Genomic DNA, 17940 nt, shown 5'->3' with positions numbered 1-17940 from the left:
CGCGCAACTTGCGCGCAGTTATTGCGCCAGCGCGGCGGCGCGGCGAAGCTGCCGTGGGCGCGAGTCGGGCAATACCGCGCAGCGCCTGACACGTGCCTGGCAGTGCATTGCTTCCACTGCAAGGCGCTGAACGGTAAGCATCGTGCCGACGCGTTCTACACGATGCTGCAACGGACTGCACCGGACACTGTTCGCCTTGCCCGAGATGGGCCATGACACGAGGCGATACGATGAAAATCCTGATGGTGCTCACTTCCCACGACCAACTCGGCGATACCGGCAAGAAGACCGGCTTCTGGCTGGAGGAATTTGCCGCGCCGTATTACGTGTTCAAGGATGCAGGCGCAGACATCACCCTGGTCTCGCCCAAGGGTGGCCAGCCGCCGCTGGACCCCAAGAGCGACGAGCCCGATGCACAGACCGAGGCCACCAAGCGCTTCAAGCAGGACACCGACGCGCAGAAAGCATTGGCTAGTACGCAGCGCCTGGCGGACGTCAAGGCCGCTGACTTCGATGCGGTGTTCTACCCGGGTGGCCATGGCCCTTTGTGGGATCTGGCCGAAGACGCGGATTCGATTGCGCTGATTGAAGCGTTTGCCGCGGCCAACAAGCCGCACGGCCTGGTGTGCCACGCACCGGGCGCGCTGCGTCGGGTCAAGGGCAGCGATGGCAAGCCGTTGGTCAACGGCCGCCGCGTCACCGGCTTCACCAACAGCGAAGAAGAGGGCGTGGGCCTGACCAAGATCGTGCCGTTCCTGGTCGAAGACGTGCTGACCGAACTTGGCGGCCGCTACGAGAAGGGCGCCGACTGGGGCGTGCATGTGGTCACCGATGGCTTGCTGGTCACCGGCCAGAACCCGGCTTCGTCGGAGAAGGCTGCCGAGGCGTTGCTTGAGTTGTCGAAGCGCTGATTCTGCAGTTGTCGTCTGGTGATGCCTGGACGGCCACCGGAAGATATCGCGACGTTTGATTTGGAGCGGCCAACAAAACGGAGCAAGTAGTCGTCAGCTAAGGTGCGGACGTCGCGGAGGGACCGGGGTGTATGCGTGGTACATATCGGGGCCGAGCGGCGGCCGCACTCGTCTGATGGTGAGCGCAGCAGTTTTTGGCGTCCTTCGTCGTCCGCTGCCAGAGCGCCGCAGCATCCTAAGAATCGGACGCAATCCGGTGCTCGCAACCAGGCGCACCGACCATGGTGACTAGCCCTTGCCCGCCCACCGTCGCGGGACCTTACGCGGCATGGATGCCGCGTAAGAGCCTAAACGGACGTACTTGCGGCGTGTCCTGCGAGGGTGGGCGGGCAAGGGCCCGGCTGCCAGGCCACAGATCGTCCGTCCTAGCCACAGATCGTCCGCCCTGCAGGTGCGCGACAAACCTGCACCATCGCGTTCAAGCAATACGCTCCAGCCAGCGCACTGCATACGCCGGCAGCACCAGCCGCATGTCATCGCCCAGAGATTCGGCAGCTGTCTCGCCGCCATCTGCCACCACCTTCCATCGGCCATCTCCGAGCGCGTCAAGCTCCACCGTCAACAGTTCTTCGCCGAAGTTGTGCACGGCCAGGAAGCGATCGCCACGCGTCAATGCAAACAGGCGCGGATCGCCCAGTGCAAGGCTGCCCAGCGCCTGATCGGCGGCCAGTGCGGGCAGCGCGGCACGTTGCCGGATCAATCCACGTAGCCGGCGATACACTGTGCCGCTCAGGCTGGCTGCATCTTCGCGCTGCGTTGCAAGCTGCCAATCCATCGCCGGGCGATGCAACCAGCGACCTTCGTGCCGACGCTGCGGATCGTCGCGGTAGCTGCCGTCGTTGGGCAGTGCGAGTTCGTCGCCCATGTAGATCAACGGCACGCCCGGCATCGCCAGCGCGATGGCATAGAGCAACACCAGCCGATCCACCGCCATGCGCAACGCCGCCGTATCGCCCGATGCCTGTGCGGCCTGGATCCCGGCCAGTGCCGCGGCCATGCCGTTGGTGCCGTGCACGCCGTCGCCACTGCTCTGGAAGCTCTCGCCACGCGCGTAGCTGCCCGGCACCTCGTTGGCATAGAAGCGCGCGACATCGCGCAGTGCGAATGGCGGCTGCGCGGCGTTGCCGGCGGCTTCGTGTTGCAGCACGTTCCAGCCGATATCGTCGTGGCAGCGCACATAGCTCAGCCAGGCGCAGTTGGCCGGCAAGGGCGGGCTATGCGCGATGACGTTGTGCAGGATGTCGCCGCGTTGCAGCGCCAGCGCCGACCAGCCGGCCGCCATCAGCGTGCTGTGATAGGCCAGGTGGCATTCGTGGCCCTGGTCCGCACCGCTGCCGAAGTAGGGCGGCAATTGCGTCATCGGCACGATGGCTTCGGCCTTCATCACCACCGACGGCGCAACGATGTCGGTGACCGCGCGCAGCGCTACCAGCAAGGTATGCGCCTCGGGTTGATTCATGCAGTCGGTGCCGGTGCGCTTCCACAGATACGCGGTGGAATCCAGACGGAAGGCTTCCACACCCAGGTTGGCCAGCTGCAGCATCGCCAGCGCCATCTCGCCGAACACCGCCGGGTTGCTCCAGTTCAGATCCCACTGATAGGGATAGAACGTGGTCCACATCCACTGGCCGGTGGCGTCCACCCAGGTGAAGTTGCCGGGTGCGGTATGCGGGAAGACCTGCCCCAGCGTGGCTTCGTACTGGTCGGGCTGCGTGCGATCGGCGAAGTGATGGTAGTAGTCGAGATAGCGCGCATCGCCGGCCCGCGCCGCCTGCGCCCAGGCGTGATCGTCGGCGGTATGGTTGAGCACGAAATCCGCGCACAGGCTGATGCCGGCCTCGCGCAGGCGTGTGGTCAGTGCGACGAGATCGTCGTTGCTGCCCAGGCTCGGCTCCACCTGGCCATAATCGCTGACCGCAAAGCCACCATCGTTATCCCCGGCGCGTGCGCGCAGAAACGGCAGCAGGTGCAGATAGCGCACACCCAGTTCCTGCAGATACGGCACGCGTTCGGCCACGCCCTGTAGCGTGCCGGCGAAGCGGTCCACGTAGGCGCTGTAGCCCAGCATGTGCTGCTCGCCGAACCAGCCGGGCTGGCGCGTGACGTCCAGCTGTTGCAGCGCCTGCGGGCGCTGCTGTGCGTGGCTGCCCAACGCACTCAGCCACTGCGTCAACCAGGATGCAGTGTCGGGACGTGTGCCGTACAAGGCGTGCAGGGCATCGAGCAGACGCGGCGCATGCCGGTCGAAGCGCGGCAACAGCGCGCTCGCACGCTGCGCATCCAGGGGCGCGGCAAAGGCCGCGCGCAATGCAGAGAAATCGGTGGGGGAGGTGCTCATTGGCAAGCGCCGGGACGAACCCGGCGAGGGGTCCTTAGAAGTCGTAACGCAGGCTGATGCTGGTGGTGCGGCCGGCAATCGAGCGCGCGCGGATGATGCCATTGGCCGGGATGCTGGCTTCCTCGGCCTCGGTCAGGCCGAAGGTGTTGAACAGGTTGTTGACGTTGAGCGCGACGGTGAGTGCGTCGGTCACGCGGTAGTCGCCGAACAGGTTCACCTGCGTATAGCCCGGCATCTTCAGCTGATTGGAATCCTGGGTATAGGCATCGGTGGTGCCGATCAGGTTGATGCCGAACTGGTAGCCGTCGCCGCGATAGCTGGGTGTCAACTGCCACACCACATCGGCCTGGCGACGCGGCACGTTGCCGGTGTTTTCCGGAGTGATCTGGTCCTTGGAAATCTCCGCATCGGTCCAGGTCAGGCCGCCGTTGACGGTGAAGCCTTCGTAGCGGTAGCTGGCTTCCAGCTCCACGCCGTGCGCCTCGTAGCTGCGGTTGAAGAAACGCTGGCTGGTGACTTCGAAGTTCTGTTCCTCGGTGCGCGCCGAGAACGCGGTGGCGAACAGGCTCAGGCCGTCGCGGCGCCACTTCAGGCCGGCTTCGGCCTGGCGGACCACGTTGACGCCTTCATCGGAGGAGACCGAGCCGTCGTCGCGGACCACGCCGAACAGCAGGCGGTCGGCATTGGCGCGTGCGCCGCGGCTGATGCGCGCGAACGCGCCCAGGTCCTCGTTGATCAGGTAGTTGCTGCCCAGCGAATACGACAGGTAGTTCCAGTCGTAATCCACCGGCCGTGCGTTGGCGGTATCGACCGTGGCCACGCGCTGTTCCACCGGCTGGATCACGCCATCGCCGTTGACGTCCAGGTTCTGCGCGATCGCGGTGCCGGCATAGCTGCCGCGTGCATCGCCCATGTCGTAACGCAGGCTGCCGTCGATGCTGAACTTGCCGCTGTCGAAGGTCAGTGCGACGTACGGCGCGTTGACGTCGTAGCGCACGTCGTAGCTGCGGGTGATGCAGCAATCGCCCCAGAACGGGGTGCCGTACGCATACAGGCCATTTTGCGAGCGCGACACGCCGCCGGCATCGACCACGTTGAGCAGGCGCGAATCGCGGCCCAGGCTCTGCACGTAGGAGTTCCAGGTCCAGTCCATGTCGATGGTCTGGCGCGAGGTGTAATAGCCCATGCGCAGGTTGAGCGTGCGGCCGTCGCCGCCGAACTCGCGCGAGACGCTGAGGTCGTTGGTGACGTTGCCCAGGTCGTTGATCGCCACGTTGAACAGATGCGTGCGGATCGCGTTGCCGGTGTAGGCCTGGCCGGCGTCCGGGCCGCTGGCCTGCACCAGTTGCGCGCCGGCGCCGCCGATGGACGCGGCCAGCGTGGCGGCATCGGTGACCTCGGCCGGGAATGGGCTGACGAAGCGGCCGCTGTTGTCGGCGATGCGGAACTTCTCGCTCAGGTTCCAGCCGCTGCCCAGGTCGAACCAGGCCTCGGCGCCGATGGTGCGCGAGATCGGGTGCATGCCGTCGCCCAGGTCGGTGCGGCGCGGCTGGTTGTTGCCGTCCAGGCCGACATCGGTGCGGAAGTTGCGGCTGTACAAGGTGTCGTTGCCCGGATCGAAGCCGGCAAAGCCACCCAGGTCTGGCGAGCCGTCGCGGCCACGCACGGAGGTCGGCACCGGCAGATAACCGGCGGCGCGATCGTTGAGGTATTTGCCGTAGACACGCACGTAGCCGTTCTCGAACAGCCGGGTCAGGTTGGCCTTGAGCTGGCCGCCCTTGTCGGTGGTGTAACCGGCATCGCGCACGCCATCGCCCTGGCGGAAGAAGCCGCCGATGTTGAACTGCCAGTTTTCCGCGAACGGCGCGCCGTAGTCGAAGTCCACGCGGGTGTTGTCGTAATCCAGGCCGCGGCTCACGCCGACGCTGCCGCCTGCGGTGTCGCCGGTCTTGCTGATGAAGTTGATGATGCCGCCGGGCGCGTTGCTGGTGAACGTCGATGCCGAGCCGCCGCGGATGGCTTCGATGCGGTCCAGGGTGAAATCCGAGCGCAGGAAGATGTCCGAGTTGCCGAAGGCGATATCGCCGAATTCCATCACCGGCAGGCCGTCCTCCTGCAGCTGCAGGAACTTGGCGCCGCCGGAGGCGACCGGCAGGCCGCGCACGGCGATGTTGGCATTGCCTTCGCCACCGCTGGATTCGGAGCGGATGCCGGGGATGTTGCGGAAGATCTCGGCGGTGCTGCGCGGCGCCGACTGTTCGATCGCCTCGGCGCCCACGGTGCTGACCGACACGCTGGACTTTAACTTGGTGGTGGCGGTGGAGGTGCCGGTGACGAATACCGAATCCAGATTGACCGCGGCGCTGTCGGCGGCCGGCGGGGTGACGGGTGCGGCCGTGGTCGCGTCCTGCGCCAGCGCGGCAGGCGCGCACAGGCAGGAGACGACCGCGCAGGCCAGGGCATGCAGGCGCAGGGTGTGCAAGGTGGACATTGCGGTTCTCTCTCTCACGGATGGTGGTGTGCCGACGCCTGCATCGTCCCCTCCCAGGGAGTGGCCGTGTGGCCTGCAGTGCGAGCGCAGTAATACGCCTCAATACAATCGATTGCAATCTTGCGCTGCAGCATCATTTTTCGGCTCGCTCGCTCATGTTTTGACAAGCGGAAACGTGTTGCGGCGCAGCGTTACAATCGATTGCAAAGACGGCAGGGTACAGTGCGCTGCGGCCACTGGGAGCCGCACCGATGCCCAGGGTTCTGCATGTCGTCGACCGCTACTCCGTTCTCCTTCGCGCGCATCCTGGCGCTCAACGCCGGCTTCTTCGGCGTGCAATACAGCTTTGGCCTGCAGCAGAGCAACATGAGCCCGATCTACAACTATCTGGGCGCCGATCACGCGAGCCTGCCGTACCTGTGGCTGGCCGGGCCGATCACCGGGCTGGTACTGCAGCCGTTCGTCGGCGCGTGGAGCGACCGCTCGGTCACCCGCTGGGGCCGGCGCATGCCGTACATGGTGCTGGGCGCGCTGGTGTGCAGCCTGTGCCTGCTGGCGATGCCGTTCAGCACTGCGCTATGGATGGCGGTGTGCCTGCTGTGGATCCTGGATGCGGCCAACAACGTGGCGATGGAGCCATACCGTGCGCTGGTCAGCGATGTGCTGGCGCCACCGCAGCGGCCGCTGGGCTATCTCACCCAAAGCGCGTTCACCGGGCTTGCGCAGACGCTGGCCTATCTCACCCCGCCGTTGCTGGTGTGGATGGGCATGAACCAGGACGCCGCCAATGCGCACCACATTCCCTATGTCACCATCGCCGCCTTCGTGATCGGTGCGGGATTTTCTGCGGCCTCGATCCTGCTCACCGCGCGTAGCGTGCGCGAGCCGGTGCTTGCGCCGGCAGAGATCGCGCGGATGCGCCAGACCGGTGCCGGCCTGGGCGCCACAGTGCGCGAAATCTACGGCGCCCTGCGCGCAATGCCGCCGACCATGCGCCAGCTCGCGCCGGTAATGCTGTTCCAGTGGTATGCGATCTTCTGCTACTGGCAGTACATCGTGCTGTCGCTATCGACCAGCTTGTTCGGCACCACCGAAGCCGACTCGCATGGTTTCCGCCAGGCCGGCCTGGTCAATGGGCAGATCGGCGGGTTTTATAACTTCGTCGCGTTTCTGGCCGCGTTTGCGATGGTGCCGGTGGTGCGCCGCATCGGCCCCAAGTACACGCATGCGGCCTGCCTGGTCGCGGCCGGTGCGGGCATGTGGGTGTTGCCGGGTATCCAGGACCGCTGGCTGATGCTGCTGCCGATGATCGGCATCGGGCTCGCCTGGGCCAGCATGATGGGCAACCCGTACCTGATGCTGGCCGACAGCATTCCGCCCGAGCGCACCGGTGTGTACATGGGCCTGTTCAACCTGTTCATCGTGCTGCCCATGCTGATCCAGATCGTCACCTTGCCGCTGTACTACGAGTGGCTGTTGCACGGCGACCCGCGCAACGTGATCCGCCTGGCCGGCGCACTGATGCTGGCCGCCGCAGTGGCGATGCTATGCGTACGCGTGCGCAAGCCCAAGGCAGCAGTGGTGTAACCGCGACGCGTTACGTCTGTGTCGCTGCGTACTGAAACAACCGACCGCGATCACGCCGGCAGCAGCGCGCAGTTACGCGCCGCACACCAACACGCCCGCTCTTACGATTCCCCAATCCCCAATCCCCAATCCCGGCCTCAAGCCGACTCACGCACCACTAATTTCACCGGCATTTCCACCGACTCCACCGCCTCGCCGCCGATCAACGCCAGCAGCCGGTCCACCAGCAGGCGCGCGGCCAGGCCCAGGTCCTGCCGCACCGTGGTCAACGGCGGTTGGCTGTAGGCGGCCAGCGGAATATCGTCGAAGCCCACCAGCGAGATGTCCTGCGGCACGCGATGCCCGGCTTCGACCAGGGCGCGGATCGCGCCGACCGCAATCACATCGGAGGCGGCGAACAACCCGTCCGGCGGATCGGTCTTCTTGAGCATGGCGCGGGTGAGGCGGTAGGCGTCTTCGCTGAGGAAGTGGCTGCGCGCATGCAGGCGCGTATCGAACTCCAGCCCGTGCCGCTGCAGCGCATGGCGATAGCCGGCAAAGCGCGGTGCAACCTCGGGTAACTGGTCGTCGCCGAGAAAGGCGATGCGGCGACGGCCGCTGGCAATCAGATGTTCGGTGGCCAGCGCGCCGCCCTGGAAATTGTCGCTGCCCACGCTGATATACGACTGCCCGTCGATGCGGCTGCCCCAGACCGCCATCGGCAGGCCATCGCGCGCGGCTTCGTCCAGCGCGGCATGTTCGGAACTTTGCCCCAGCACGATCACGCCATCGGAGCGGCTGCCGCGTGCGAGTTGTTCCACCCACCCGTCCTGATGCCGGTCGAGCTTGGACAGCAGCATGCTGTAGCCACGCCCGGTCAGTTCCTCGGCCAGCAGCGCCAGCATCGTCATCATGAAGGGGTCCGACAGCGGCTGGTCCAGCGCATGCATCATCGGCACCGCCACGCTCACCGTGTTGGAGCGTTTGGCGCGCAGGCTGCGCGCGATCGGATCGACCTGGTAGCCGGCATCGGCGGCAATCTGCTTGATGTACGCACGCGTCCGCTCGGCCACCACCGGGCTGCCGGCCAGGGCACGCGACACGGTGGATTCGGACACGCCCGCCATGCGGGCGATGTCGGCCATCTGCGGGCGGGCACCCGGCGTGGCGCGTTCTGAAGGTTTGGCCATGTCAGCGCAGTGCGGAAAACGCCGAGTGTAATCAGTTCGCGCTGGAGGCGGGTTGATCGACGTAGTGGCGCCCGCTTGTGCGCGCTGGTCAAACGCAATCACGCACCTGCATGCAAGCGGCAGGTGGCGTGCATGACAGCGGCCACGACTAGCGGGGGGTGGAGCGGTGAGGCTTCAGGGGAATGAGGCTTCAGAGCAGTCAAGCATCAGAGCAGTGCTGCGTCAGAGCGGTGATGCTTCACCGCCACTAGCAAGGACTGCGCTCACCGCCCGGCCGGCGCGCTCGGCGCTGGAACCGCTTGTCTCCTCCGCACAGTCCTGCTCGGACGCGCCGTCTGTATCGAGCTGACGATTGCTCGCTCCGTTCTGCCAGCGGCTCTCAACCCATGTACAGACCGCCGTTGACTGCATAGTCGGCGCCGGTCACGTAGGCGGCCTCATCGGAGGCGAGCCAGGCGCACAGCCCGGCGACTTCGGCCGGTTTGCCGAGCCGGCGGATCGGCACCGAGGTGGCCAGGCGGTCGAGCACGTCGGGTGGGAAACTGCTGATCGAGGCGCTGGCGATATAGCCCGGCGAGATGGTGTTGACGGTGACCCCGCGCGAGGCCACTTCCTGCGCCAGGGCGCGGCTGAAGCCATGCATCGCCGCCTTGGCGGTGGCGAAATTGATCTGCCCGATCTGGCCCTTGTGCGCACTGACCGAGCCGATGTTGACGATGCGTCCCCAGCCGCGCGCGGTCATGCCGTCGACCACCTGCTTGGTAATGTTGAACAGGGAATGCAGGTTGCTGGCGATCACCGCGTTCCAGTCGTCGCGGCTCATCTGCCGGAACAAGGTGTCGCGACTACCGCCGGCGTTGTTGACCAGCACATCGATCTCGCCGACCTCGGCCTTGACCTTGGCGAACGCGGCCACGGTGGAATCCCAATCGGCGGCATTGCCTTCGGAGGCGACGAACTCGAACCCCTGCTCGCGCTGTTCGCGCAGCCAGGAGGTCTTGCGCGGCGAATTGGGCCCGCAACCGGCGACCACGGTATGCCCGCTGCGCGCCAGCTTCTGGCAGATCGCGGTACCCACACTGCCCATGCCACTGGTGACGTATGCGATGCGAAGTGTCATTGCTTGAACTCCTTCGGAGTTTGGGAATGGGGAATCGGGATTGGGGAATCGGGATTGGGGAATTGGTAGAGCAGGAGCCGCTTTTGCGGCTTCTGTTCGCCATGTGGAACTCAGGAATCGACATGACAGCACAGTGCCGCCCTTACGATTCCCCACTCCCGATTCCCCATTCCCGGCGCGCGATCAGCGCGCCAACGGAAACAGGCCAAACAACAACCCGCCCGCCAACATCAGCAGGGAGATCAGCACTGCCCACTTCAGCGTGAAGCGTTGATGGTCGGCGAAGTCGACCTTGGCCAGGCCGACCAGCAGATAGGTCGATGGCACCAGCGGGCTGAGCAGATGCACCGGTTGCCCGGCCAGCGAGGCGCGCGCCATTTCCACCGGAGTGATGCCGTAGTGGCCGGCGGCCTCGGACAGGATCGGCAGCACGCCGAAGTAGAACGCGTCGTTGGACATGAAGAACGTAAACGGCATGCTGACGATCGCGGTGATCACTGCCAGATACGGGCCCCAGCTGTCCGGGATCACCGCCAGGAAGCTGCGCGACATCGCTTCGACCATGCCGGTGTTGGACAGGATGCCGGTGAAGATGCCGGCGGCGAAGATCAGCGACACCACCGACAGCACATTGCCGGCGTGATTGACCAGGCGACGGCGCTGCTCGGCCAGGTTGGGGTAGTTGATCATCAGTGCCAGCGCAAAGCCGATCATGAACAGCACCGGCATCGGCAGCACGCCGACCACCAGCGCGGCCATCAGCGCCAGGGTCAGGAGCAGGTTCACCCACAGCAGCTTGGGCCGCTTCATGTCCTCGGTGTCTTCCACGCGCGGCAGTGCATCGCTTTCCTCGGGGATGCTGGTGTCCAGCCAGTTGCCGTCGGCCGGCAGGCGCACCACGCCCAGGCGGCGCCGTTCGCGCATGCCCAGATACCAGGCCAGCGTGAGGATGCCGGCGATTGCGATCGCCATCGCCGGCACCAGCGGCACGAATACATCGGCCGGATCCACATGCAGGGCGGTGGCGGCACGCGCGGTGGGGCCGCCCCACGGGGTCAGGTTCATCACGCCGCTGGCCAGGATGGTCACGCAGGTGAGGTTGAGCGCGTTCATGCCCAGGCGCTGGTACAGCGGCAGCATCGCCGACACGGTGATCATGTAGGTGGTGGAGCCATCGCCGTCGAGCGAGATCAACATTGCCAGGATCGCCGTGCCCATGACGATCTTCAGCGGATCGCCCTTGACCAGGCGCAGGATGCGGCCGACCAGCGGATCGAACAGGCCGGCATCGATCATCACGCCGAAGTAGAGGATGGCGAACATCAGCATCACGCCGGTGGGCGCGATCTTCTTGATGCCGTCGAGCATCATCTCGTTGATGCCGGTGCCGAAGCCGCCCAGCAGCGCGAACACGATCGGTACCGTGATCAGAGCCACCAGCGGCGACAGCCGCTTGCTCATGATCAGGTACATGAAGGTGATCACCATTCCGAAACCGAGCGCGGTCAGCATGCGGGCAAATCCTTTGAGGCGTACAGCAGGGGGAGAGTGGAGCGCGCGGCGGCGGGTGCATTGCGGCAGCGGTGACGCATCATGCGAAGGTCAGGCAAACGGTCAGAAGTCGTACTGGAAGCGGCCGGTCACCGCCAGCGTGTGATCGACCACCGCATCGGCCATGCGGTCGCGGTTGCGGCTGTCGATCACATTGAGCATCACGCGCAGGTTCGGCTTGAAATACCAGTTGCCGCCCAGCGTCCACGACTGCGTGCTGGCATTGATGAAGTCGGGTTGGCCATCCAGATGCTGATCGCCGCGCATGTAGTCGTAACGCAAGGCCAGCTCGAACGCGCCGGAGGGGCGATTGGGCGTCTTGATCCGGCTGAAACGCCCGGTCTTGCGGTCGTAGCCGCGCGACTCGCCGGTGACGAACCAGCTGACCAGGCCGTAGCTGGCCAACACCTTGGCATGCTGGGAGCCGTCGTCGAGCAGGCCGCCGCTGAATTCGCTCTGCCACGACCACGGGCCCAGCACTTCGGCGTATTCCAGCGACCATTTGTCGAAATCGGTATCGCGGCCATCGGCAAAGCGCGCCAGGGTGATGCGGCTGTTGTTGGCCAGATCGTTTTCGGGACGTGGACGGATCAGCAGGGACGCCGCGCCGCCGCTGCCCGGATGCGAATAGCGCTCGTGCGCCAGCGACACGCCCAGGTGGCGCAGCCGTGCCTCGCCCATCTCCGGTGCGAAGGTCAGCCGCGTGCCGAGCGCGCCGCCCTTGGTCGAGGAATTGTCGATGCTTTCCAGGCTGTAGGCCGCGGTGGACCAGGTCGCATCGGGGCGATTGGCCTGCCAGGAGATCGCCTTGCGATAGATCGGCGCCAGTGTGGTGGAGGCATAGCCACGTTCCAGGAACGGGCCGTAGTTGGAGCCGGTGCGATCGTCCAGCGAGAAGTACTGCTTGAACTGGCCCACGGTCAGCGTACCGGCGGAAAACTTCTTGGCGATGTACACATCGCGCGCCAGGATGCCGCGGCTGCCGGACTCGTATTGCAGGCCGGCAAATTCCGCCTCGGCCTTGTAGGTGAAACCGTAGAACTTGCCGGCCACATCCAGCCACACGCGGCGGAACTGGGTGTCGTTGCGCTCGGGCGTGCCGCGTTCGTCGTTGTCGAACACGGTGAAGTCCCAGTGCACGCGCCCACCCACCTCGGCGGTGACCGGGCCGTCGCCGTCGGCCGCATGCGCGGCCGGTGCCAGGCACAGCGCGGCGCAGGTGGTGAAGACGCGCAGACGCAAGGTGTCGTTGCTCACAGACCCTCCCAGGTACATGTGTGAATCACGTTCAGCGATGCACCGCACAAGCACGCTGCGGCGCGTTGGCAGCAGCCTAGTCCGGTGAAGCTGTCATGGACCTGTCGTTTGGGTGGGGATTGGGGAGTCGGGATTGGGGATTGGCAAGAGCCAAAGAAGCTTTTGTTTGCGTGGCCTGTTACCTTCCGGCCGCGAGAGCATTGCCTTTGCGAATCCCCAATCCCGACTCCCCAATCCCCGCCCATGCGCCTGCTGCTAGTCGAAGACAACGCCGATCTCGCCGATGCCATCGTGCGGCGCATGCGCCGTAGCGGGCATGCGGTGGATTGGCAGTCCGATGGCCTGGCGGCGGCGAGTGTGCTGCGCTATCAGAGCTTCGATCTGGTGGTGCTGGATATCGGCCTGCCCAAGCTGGATGGACTGCGCGTGCTGGCCGGGATGCGCGAGCGTGGCGATACCACGCCGGTGCTGATGCTGACCGCGCGCGATGGCATCGAAGACCGCGTGCAGGCGCTGGATGTCGGGGCCGATGACTACCTGGGCAAGCCGTTCGATTTCCGCGAGTTCGAGGCGCGTTGCCGGGTGCTGCTGCGGCGCAACCGCGGGCAGGCCAGCGAGGTGGTGCAGATCGGCGGGTTCGTGTTCGACAACGCCGCGCACACGCTGGTGCTGGACGGGGTGCCGATCGAGTTGCCCAATCGCGAATACCGCCTGTTCGAGATCCTGATCGGGCGCCTGGGCCATGTGGTGGGCAAGGACGAGATCGGCAACGGCTTGTTCGGTTTCGACGACGATGCCGGGCCGAATGCGATTGAGCTGTATGTCGGCCGCCTGCGTCGCAAGCTGGCGGGCGCGCCGTTGCGCATCGTCACCGTGCGCGGCGCCGGCTACAAGCTCGAAGAAGCCGATCCGCATGCGCCGGTGGAGCCGGGCGTCGATGGCTGAGCCGCGCATGGTGGCACCGTCGATCCGGCGCACCTTGCTGCTGTATCTGGGCAGCCTGTCGGTGCTGGGCGCGGTGGTGCTGTTCTTTGCCGCACGCGACTATGGCGAGCGGGCCGCCAACCGCTCCTACGACCACCTGCTGGTGTCCTCGGCCCTGTCCATCGTCGACAGCGTGGCGCTGGTCGGCGGCGACTGGCAGGTGGACCTGCCGTATGCCTCGCTGGACCTGCTCGGCATGGCACCGGAAGACCGCGTGTTCTACCGCGTGTTCGATGCGCAAGGCCGCACCATCACCGGCGAAGAGAGCTTGCCGTTGCCGGCACGCGCGCCCGGCGACGAGCGCCCGGTGCTGTTCGATGCCGACTACAGCGGCGAGCCGGTGCGCTTTGCGGTGGTGATGCATCGGGTGGCATCGGCCTCCGGGCAGGGCGAGGTGCGCGTGCAGGTCGGTCAGACCCGGCGCGCCCGCGATGCGGTGGCACGCGATGTGGTGCTCAACGCGCTGGTGGCGATCGGCGTGCTGTCGCTGCTCGCCCTGGGCCTGGTGTGGCTGGGCGTGTATCGCGCCCTGCGCCCGTTGCAGCGTATCGAGCGCGACCTGTCGCGGCGCGAGCCCTCCGACCTGAAACCGCTCAGCGTGCCGGCGCCGCAGGAAATGCAGTTGATGGTGACCGCGCTCAACCGCTTCATGGCGCGGCTGTCGTCCAGCAACGAAACCCTGCGCGCCTTCATGGCCGAAGCCGCGCACCAGATGCGCACGCCGCTGGCCGCCTTGCGCGCGCAGGCGCAGCTGGCGATGGACGACGACGACCCGCGCGAGATGCAACGCAGCCTGGTGGCGATCGAGCGCAATGCCAGCCATATGAGCCGGCTGCTCAATCAATTGCTCAGCGACGCCAGCGTGATCCACCGCGCCAACCTGCAGCGCTTTGCCACCGTGGACCTGGCCGAAGTGCTGCACCAGGCCTTGCACGAGGCCTTGCCGCGCAGCGACGGCGCACCGCGCGTGCACCTGGCGATCGACCCGCAACCGGCACTGGTGCGCGGCGATGCACTGCTGCTGCGCGAGGCGCTGAAGAACCTGATCGACAACGCCTGCAAATACGGTGCCGGGGCGCCGTTGCAGGTGGCGCTCACCAGCGACGGCAGCCATCACGTGCTGACCATCGCCGATCACGGCCCCGGCATTCCCGCCGCCGAAGCCGAGCGCGTGTTCGAGCGTTTCGTCCGCGGGCCGGATGCACCGGCCGGCGGCGCGGGGCTGGGGCTGGCCATCGTCAAGCGCGTGGTCGAAGCGCACGGCGGGCGCATCGATCTGAGCAACCGCGTCGGCGGTGGGCTGATCGCCTCGTTGCATTTTCCTGGAGGGACGCGGTGATGCGCGTGCTGTTGCTGATGGTGGTCTTGCTGGCGCCGGTTGTTGCGCGTGCCGCGCCCGGCGATGTGCGGGTGTTTCCTGCGCACGGCCCGAAACAGGCGCAATTACGCGTGCAAGGCTCCACCGATCTGGAAGTGTTCGGCGCGGTCATCCAGGACTACCAGCGCCTGCATCCGGGCACCGAGGTGATCTACGAGGACGTGATCGCCTGGGACATCTACGAGCGCTATCTGCATCCGGGCAAGGCCACGGCTGCCGCCGACATGCTGATCAGCGCCAGCATGGACCTGCAGACCAAGCTGGTGAACGACGGCCACGCGCTCGCGCATCGCTCCGCGCAGACCGAAGCGCTGCCGGCGTGGGCGCAGTGGCGGCACGAAGTGTTCGGCATCAGCTACGAGCCGGTGGCGATCGTCTACAACACACGCAAGCTGGCCGCCGCGCGGGTGCCGCGCACGCGCCGGCAGCTGCTGGCCTTGCTGCGCGCGCCCGACGCGCCGCTACGCGGCCGGGTTGGCACCTACGATGTCGAGCGCAGCGGCGTGGGCTATCTGTTCGCCACCCAGGATGGGCAGGTTGGCAGTATTGCCGGCGCGTTGCTGGCCGCGTTGGGGGCCAACCAGGTCAGGCTGGAAGAACGCACCGGCACCTTGCTCGACCGCGTCAGCCGTGGCGAGCTGCTGCTGGCCTACAACGTGCTCGGCTCCTACGCGCAGACGCGCATCGACGCCGGCGCGCCGCTGGGCATCGTACAGCCGCAGGACTACACGCTGGTGGCGTTGCGCACTGCGGTGATCCCCAGGACAGCACCGCATGCGCCGGAGGCGCGCAGGTTCCTGGATTACCTGCTCTCGCCACGCGGCCAGCAGGTGCTCTCGCGCGAGGCGCGGCTGATGCCGATCCTGCCTGCCGCCGGCGGCCGTGGCGGCCCGGCGCAGCCGCCGTTCCGGCCAATCCCGCTCGGCCCCGGCCTGCTGGTGTATCTGGACAAGCTCAAACGGCGGCAGTTCCTGGATGCCTGGCGGGCCAGCACGCAGCCGCCGCGCTAGGCGAGCGCTGACGAGCTGCGCGAACGGCTGCATGCCGGCGCGGCGCGCGCTGCCGGCCTTGGCGTGCAGGGCGTGGACGCGGGGGTTTCCACGCCCATGCTGGCTGCCCGGCAGGCCGGATGCCCGCGCAGCGAGGCGGGGATGGATGTCCTGACGCGGGAAACCGACACAGCCATGTGCCAGACTTGGCGCATGGCCGATCTCACCATCCTCGTCGCCGACGACCACCCGTTGTTCCGTGCCGCCGTGATCCATGTGCTGCAGCAGACCCTGCCGCAGGCCGATGTGGTGGAGGCCTCCAGCGCCGCCACGCTGAGCGCGATGCTGCGCTCGCACCCACAGGCCGAGCTGGTGCTGCTGGACCTGGCGATGCCGGGCGCACGCGGCTTCTCTGCGCTGTTGCACGTGCGTGGCGAGCATCCGGACATCCCGGTGGTGGTGATCTCCTCCAACGATCACCCACGCGTGATCCGGCGCGCGCAGCAGTTCGGCGCGGCCGGCTTCATTCCCAAATCCACCCCGGCCGAATCGATCGGCACTGCGGTGGCCAGCGTGCTGGAGGGCGGCACCTGGTTCCCGCCGATGACCGCCGAGCGCTCGGAGGCCGACGCGCAACTGGCCTCCAAGCTCGCCCAGCTCACCCCGCAACAGTTCCGCGTGCTGCTGAGCCTGGCCGATGGCCTGCTCAACAAGCAGATCGCGCACGAACTCGGGCTGGCCGAGAACACCGTCAAGGTGCACGTCACCGCGATCCTGAAGAAGCTGGATTGCTACAGTCGCACGCAGGCGGCAGTGCTGGTCAAGGCGCTGGAGCCGGAAGGCGAGGGCTGATCGCTCCGGCAAACGCCTTGCGGAGTCCGGTCAGCGCCGGATTGCGGCGAGCAGGCGCGGTGCAGCGGTGGCGCGCAGATTCTTGCCCATCTGCACTCCGCTCTGGTCAGCTGCGCAGCTGCAGCTTGTGCGTCCCGTAGATGAGCTGCTGCGCCATCGGCCGGCCGATAAAGCGTTCCGGGAAGATCGGCGCCAGCGCGCTGATCCGATCCAGCCGAGCCAGGTGTTCATCGCTCAAGACGATTTCCAGCGCACCGAAGTTGTCCTCGGCCTGCTGCAGCGTGCGCGCGCCCATCACCGGCGAGACCACGGCCGGATTGCGCAAGGTCCAGGCCAGTGCCACCTGCGAGCGCGAGGCACCCAGTTCTTCGGCGACCGCACCGACCGCATCGGCGATCTCCAGCGAGCGTGCATTGAGATGCCCGGTCGAGGCGATCACGCCCTTGCGGCTGGTCGAGACCTCGGCCGCGTTGTCGTCGGAGAGATCGGCGCGGCTGTACTTGCCGGTCAGGATGCCACCGCCCAGCGGCGACCATGGCAGCACGCCCAGGCCCAGCTCGCGTGCCATCGGCAGCAGCTCGTGTTCGACGCTGCGCTCGACCAGGCTGTATTCGATCTGCAGCGCCACCAGCGGCGACCAGCCACGCAGGTCGGCCAGTGTCTGCAACTGCGCCACCCGCCAGGCCGGGGTGTTGCAGATGCCGAGATAGAGCACCTTGCCCGATTGCACCAGATGCTCCAGCCCGCGCATCACCTCCTCCGGCGAGGTGGTGAAATCCCAGGCGTGCAGGTACAGCAGGTCGATGCGGTCGGTGTCGAGCTGGCGAAGGCTGGTCTCCACCGAGCGGATCAGGTTGAGACGATGGTTGCCACCGGCGTTGATGTTGTCCGGATCGCGCGCCATGGTGAACTTGGTGGCCAGCACGAAGCGCTCGCGGCGGTGCTTGAGCAGCGCGCCGAGGATGCGCTCGGAGCCGCCGTTGGTGTAGTTGACTGCGGTGTCGATGAAATTGCCGCCGCGGTCTGCATACGCATCGAAGATGCGCCTGGCTTCGTCCGCGTCCGCGCCCCAGCCCCAGTCTTCGCCGAAGGTCATGGTGCCCAGCGACAGCGGCGAGACGCGCAGGCCGGAGCGGCCAAGCAGGCGATAGTGGTCCAGCGACAGTTTCTGACTCATGCGGTGTGTCTCCCGGTAGTGGCGTTGTGCGCGTTGCGATGCACTGTGCCGCGGGCCGCCGGGCCTGCGTGAGCCT

At 66.5% G+C, this 17940-nt stretch carries 13 protein-coding genes and 1 other RNA gene; 6 read left to right on the top strand and 8 right to left on the bottom strand.

From position 1 onward, the window contains the following. The first annotated feature begins 230 nt into the window (after positions 1-230). On the top strand, positions 231-911 hold the full coding sequence (locus DGN21_RS16115) for a type 1 glutamine amidotransferase domain-containing protein (protein ID WP_126966895.1): 681 nt from the start codon (positions 231-233) through the stop codon (positions 909-911). Between the two features lie 67 nt (positions 912-978). Here the strand turns inward: DGN21_RS16115 and DGN21_RS16110 are convergent. From DGN21_RS16110 to DGN21_RS16100, 3 genes are all read right to left on the bottom strand, one after another. After that, positions 979-1055, bottom strand: a non-coding RNA gene (locus tag DGN21_RS16110) — sX9 sRNA. 334 nt (positions 1056-1389) lie between these two features. Continuing rightward, the gene (locus tag DGN21_RS16105) at positions 1390-3309 is read right to left on the bottom strand and encodes an alpha-amylase family protein (protein WP_126966894.1); all 1920 of its coding nucleotides are present in this window, start codon (positions 3307-3309) and stop codon (positions 1390-1392) included. A gap of 34 nt (positions 3310-3343) precedes the next feature. Then, positions 3344-5800, bottom strand: coding sequence for a TonB-dependent receptor (locus tag DGN21_RS16100; RefSeq protein WP_184550705.1), 2457 nt, complete (start codon positions 5798-5800; stop codon positions 3344-3346). 267 nt (positions 5801-6067) lie between these two features. On the opposite strand from DGN21_RS16100, the gene DGN21_RS16095 reads away from it, so the two are divergent. Continuing rightward, entirely contained in the window at positions 6068-7387 is a 1320-nt protein-coding gene (locus DGN21_RS16095; RefSeq protein ID WP_184550707.1) for an MFS transporter, read from the top strand. A 137-nt stretch (positions 7388-7524) separates the two neighbouring features. Here DGN21_RS16095 and DGN21_RS16090 read toward each other — a convergent pair whose 3' ends face one another. From DGN21_RS16090 to DGN21_RS16075, 4 genes are all read right to left on the bottom strand, one after another. Then, on the bottom strand, positions 7525-8556 hold the full coding sequence (locus DGN21_RS16090) for a LacI family DNA-binding transcriptional regulator (protein WP_024938961.1): 1032 nt from the start codon (positions 8554-8556) through the stop codon (positions 7525-7527). A 379-nt stretch (positions 8557-8935) separates the two neighbouring features. Continuing rightward, positions 8936-9676 (bottom strand): acetoacetyl-CoA reductase, encoded by a 741-nt coding sequence (phbB, locus tag DGN21_RS16085; RefSeq protein ID WP_024938962.1) that lies wholly within the window; start codon positions 9674-9676, stop codon positions 8936-8938. A gap of 183 nt (positions 9677-9859) precedes the next feature. Further along, on the bottom strand, positions 9860-11188 hold the full coding sequence (locus DGN21_RS16080) for a CitMHS family transporter (protein WP_065032384.1): 1329 nt from the start codon (positions 11186-11188) through the stop codon (positions 9860-9862). A 102-nt stretch (positions 11189-11290) separates the two neighbouring features. Then, entirely contained in the window at positions 11291-12484 is a 1194-nt protein-coding gene (locus tag DGN21_RS16075; protein ID WP_054591301.1) for an OprO/OprP family phosphate-selective porin, read from the bottom strand. Positions 12485-12727: 243 nt separating this feature from the next. Here DGN21_RS16075 and DGN21_RS16070 point away from each other — a divergent pair, with 243 nt between their 5' ends. From DGN21_RS16070 to DGN21_RS16055, 4 genes are all read left to right on the top strand, one after another. Continuing rightward, a complete protein-coding gene (locus DGN21_RS16070) occupies positions 12728-13429 on the top strand; it encodes a response regulator (RefSeq protein ID WP_016904741.1) in 702 nt (233 codons plus the stop codon). After that, complete coding sequence (locus tag DGN21_RS16065; RefSeq protein ID WP_102251304.1) at positions 13422-14807, top strand: sensor histidine kinase; 1386 nt, start codon at positions 13422-13424, stop codon at positions 14805-14807. Before DGN21_RS16070 ends, DGN21_RS16065 begins: the two co-directional genes overlap by 8 nt. Then, positions 14807-15856: an ABC transporter substrate-binding protein gene (locus DGN21_RS16060; protein WP_047124705.1), complete on the top strand. Its 1050-nt coding sequence runs from the start codon at positions 14807-14809 to the stop codon at positions 15854-15856. The genes DGN21_RS16065 and DGN21_RS16060 overlap by 1 nt, the downstream gene beginning before the upstream one ends. 192 nt (positions 15857-16048) lie before the next feature. Next, a complete protein-coding gene (locus tag DGN21_RS16055) occupies positions 16049-16687 on the top strand; it encodes a response regulator transcription factor (RefSeq protein WP_024938967.1) in 639 nt (212 codons plus the stop codon). Positions 16688-16793: 106 nt separating this feature from the next. On the opposite strand, the gene DGN21_RS16050 is transcribed toward DGN21_RS16055, so the two are convergent. Next, positions 16794-17864, bottom strand: a complete 1071-nt coding sequence (locus DGN21_RS16050; protein WP_184550709.1) for an aldo/keto reductase — start codon at positions 17862-17864, stop codon at positions 16794-16796. Between the last annotated feature and the right edge of the window lie 76 nt (positions 17865-17940).

The organism is Xanthomonas sp. MLO165 (assembly GCF_018831305.1).
GTDB lineage: Bacteria > Pseudomonadota > Gammaproteobacteria > Xanthomonadales > Xanthomonadaceae > Xanthomonas > Xanthomonas arboricola.
The sequence above is the reverse complement of the archived record's forward strand: the minus strand, read 5'-3'. Positions and strand labels throughout refer to the sequence as shown.

What these genes read in the sequence shown, in the direction of transcription:
- DGN21_RS16115 (WP_126966895.1), top strand. Translation starts at nt 231, where the DNA reads ATGAAAATCCTGATGGTGCTCACTTCCCACGACCAACTCGGCGATACC.
- DGN21_RS16105 (WP_126966894.1), bottom strand. Translation starts at nt 3,309, where the DNA reads ATGAGCACCTCCCCCACCGATTTCTCTGCATTGCGCGCGGCCTTTGCC.
- DGN21_RS16100 (WP_184550705.1), bottom strand. Translation starts at nt 5,800, where the DNA reads ATGTCCACCTTGCACACCCTGCGCCTGCATGCCCTGGCCTGCGCGGTC.
- DGN21_RS16095 (WP_184550707.1), top strand. Translation starts at nt 6,068, where the DNA reads ATGTCGTCGACCGCTACTCCGTTCTCCTTCGCGCGCATCCTGGCGCTC.
- DGN21_RS16090 (WP_024938961.1), bottom strand. Translation starts at nt 8,556, where the DNA reads ATGGCCAAACCTTCAGAACGCGCCACGCCGGGTGCCCGCCCGCAGATG.
- phbB (WP_024938962.1), bottom strand. Translation starts at nt 9,676, where the DNA reads ATGACACTTCGCATCGCATACGTCACCAGTGGCATGGGCAGTGTGGGT.
- DGN21_RS16080 (WP_065032384.1), bottom strand. Translation starts at nt 11,188, where the DNA reads ATGCTGACCGCGCTCGGTTTCGGAATGGTGATCACCTTCATGTACCTG.
- DGN21_RS16070 (WP_016904741.1), top strand. Translation starts at nt 12,728, where the DNA reads ATGCGCCTGCTGCTAGTCGAAGACAACGCCGATCTCGCCGATGCCATC.
- DGN21_RS16065 (WP_102251304.1), top strand. Translation starts at nt 13,422, where the DNA reads ATGGCTGAGCCGCGCATGGTGGCACCGTCGATCCGGCGCACCTTGCTG.
- DGN21_RS16060 (WP_047124705.1), top strand. Translation starts at nt 14,807, where the DNA reads ATGCGCGTGCTGTTGCTGATGGTGGTCTTGCTGGCGCCGGTTGTTGCG.
- DGN21_RS16055 (WP_024938967.1), top strand. Translation starts at nt 16,049, where the DNA reads ATGGCCGATCTCACCATCCTCGTCGCCGACGACCACCCGTTGTTCCGT.
- DGN21_RS16050 (WP_184550709.1), bottom strand. Translation starts at nt 17,864, where the DNA reads ATGAGTCAGAAACTGTCGCTGGACCACTATCGCCTGCTTGGCCGCTCC.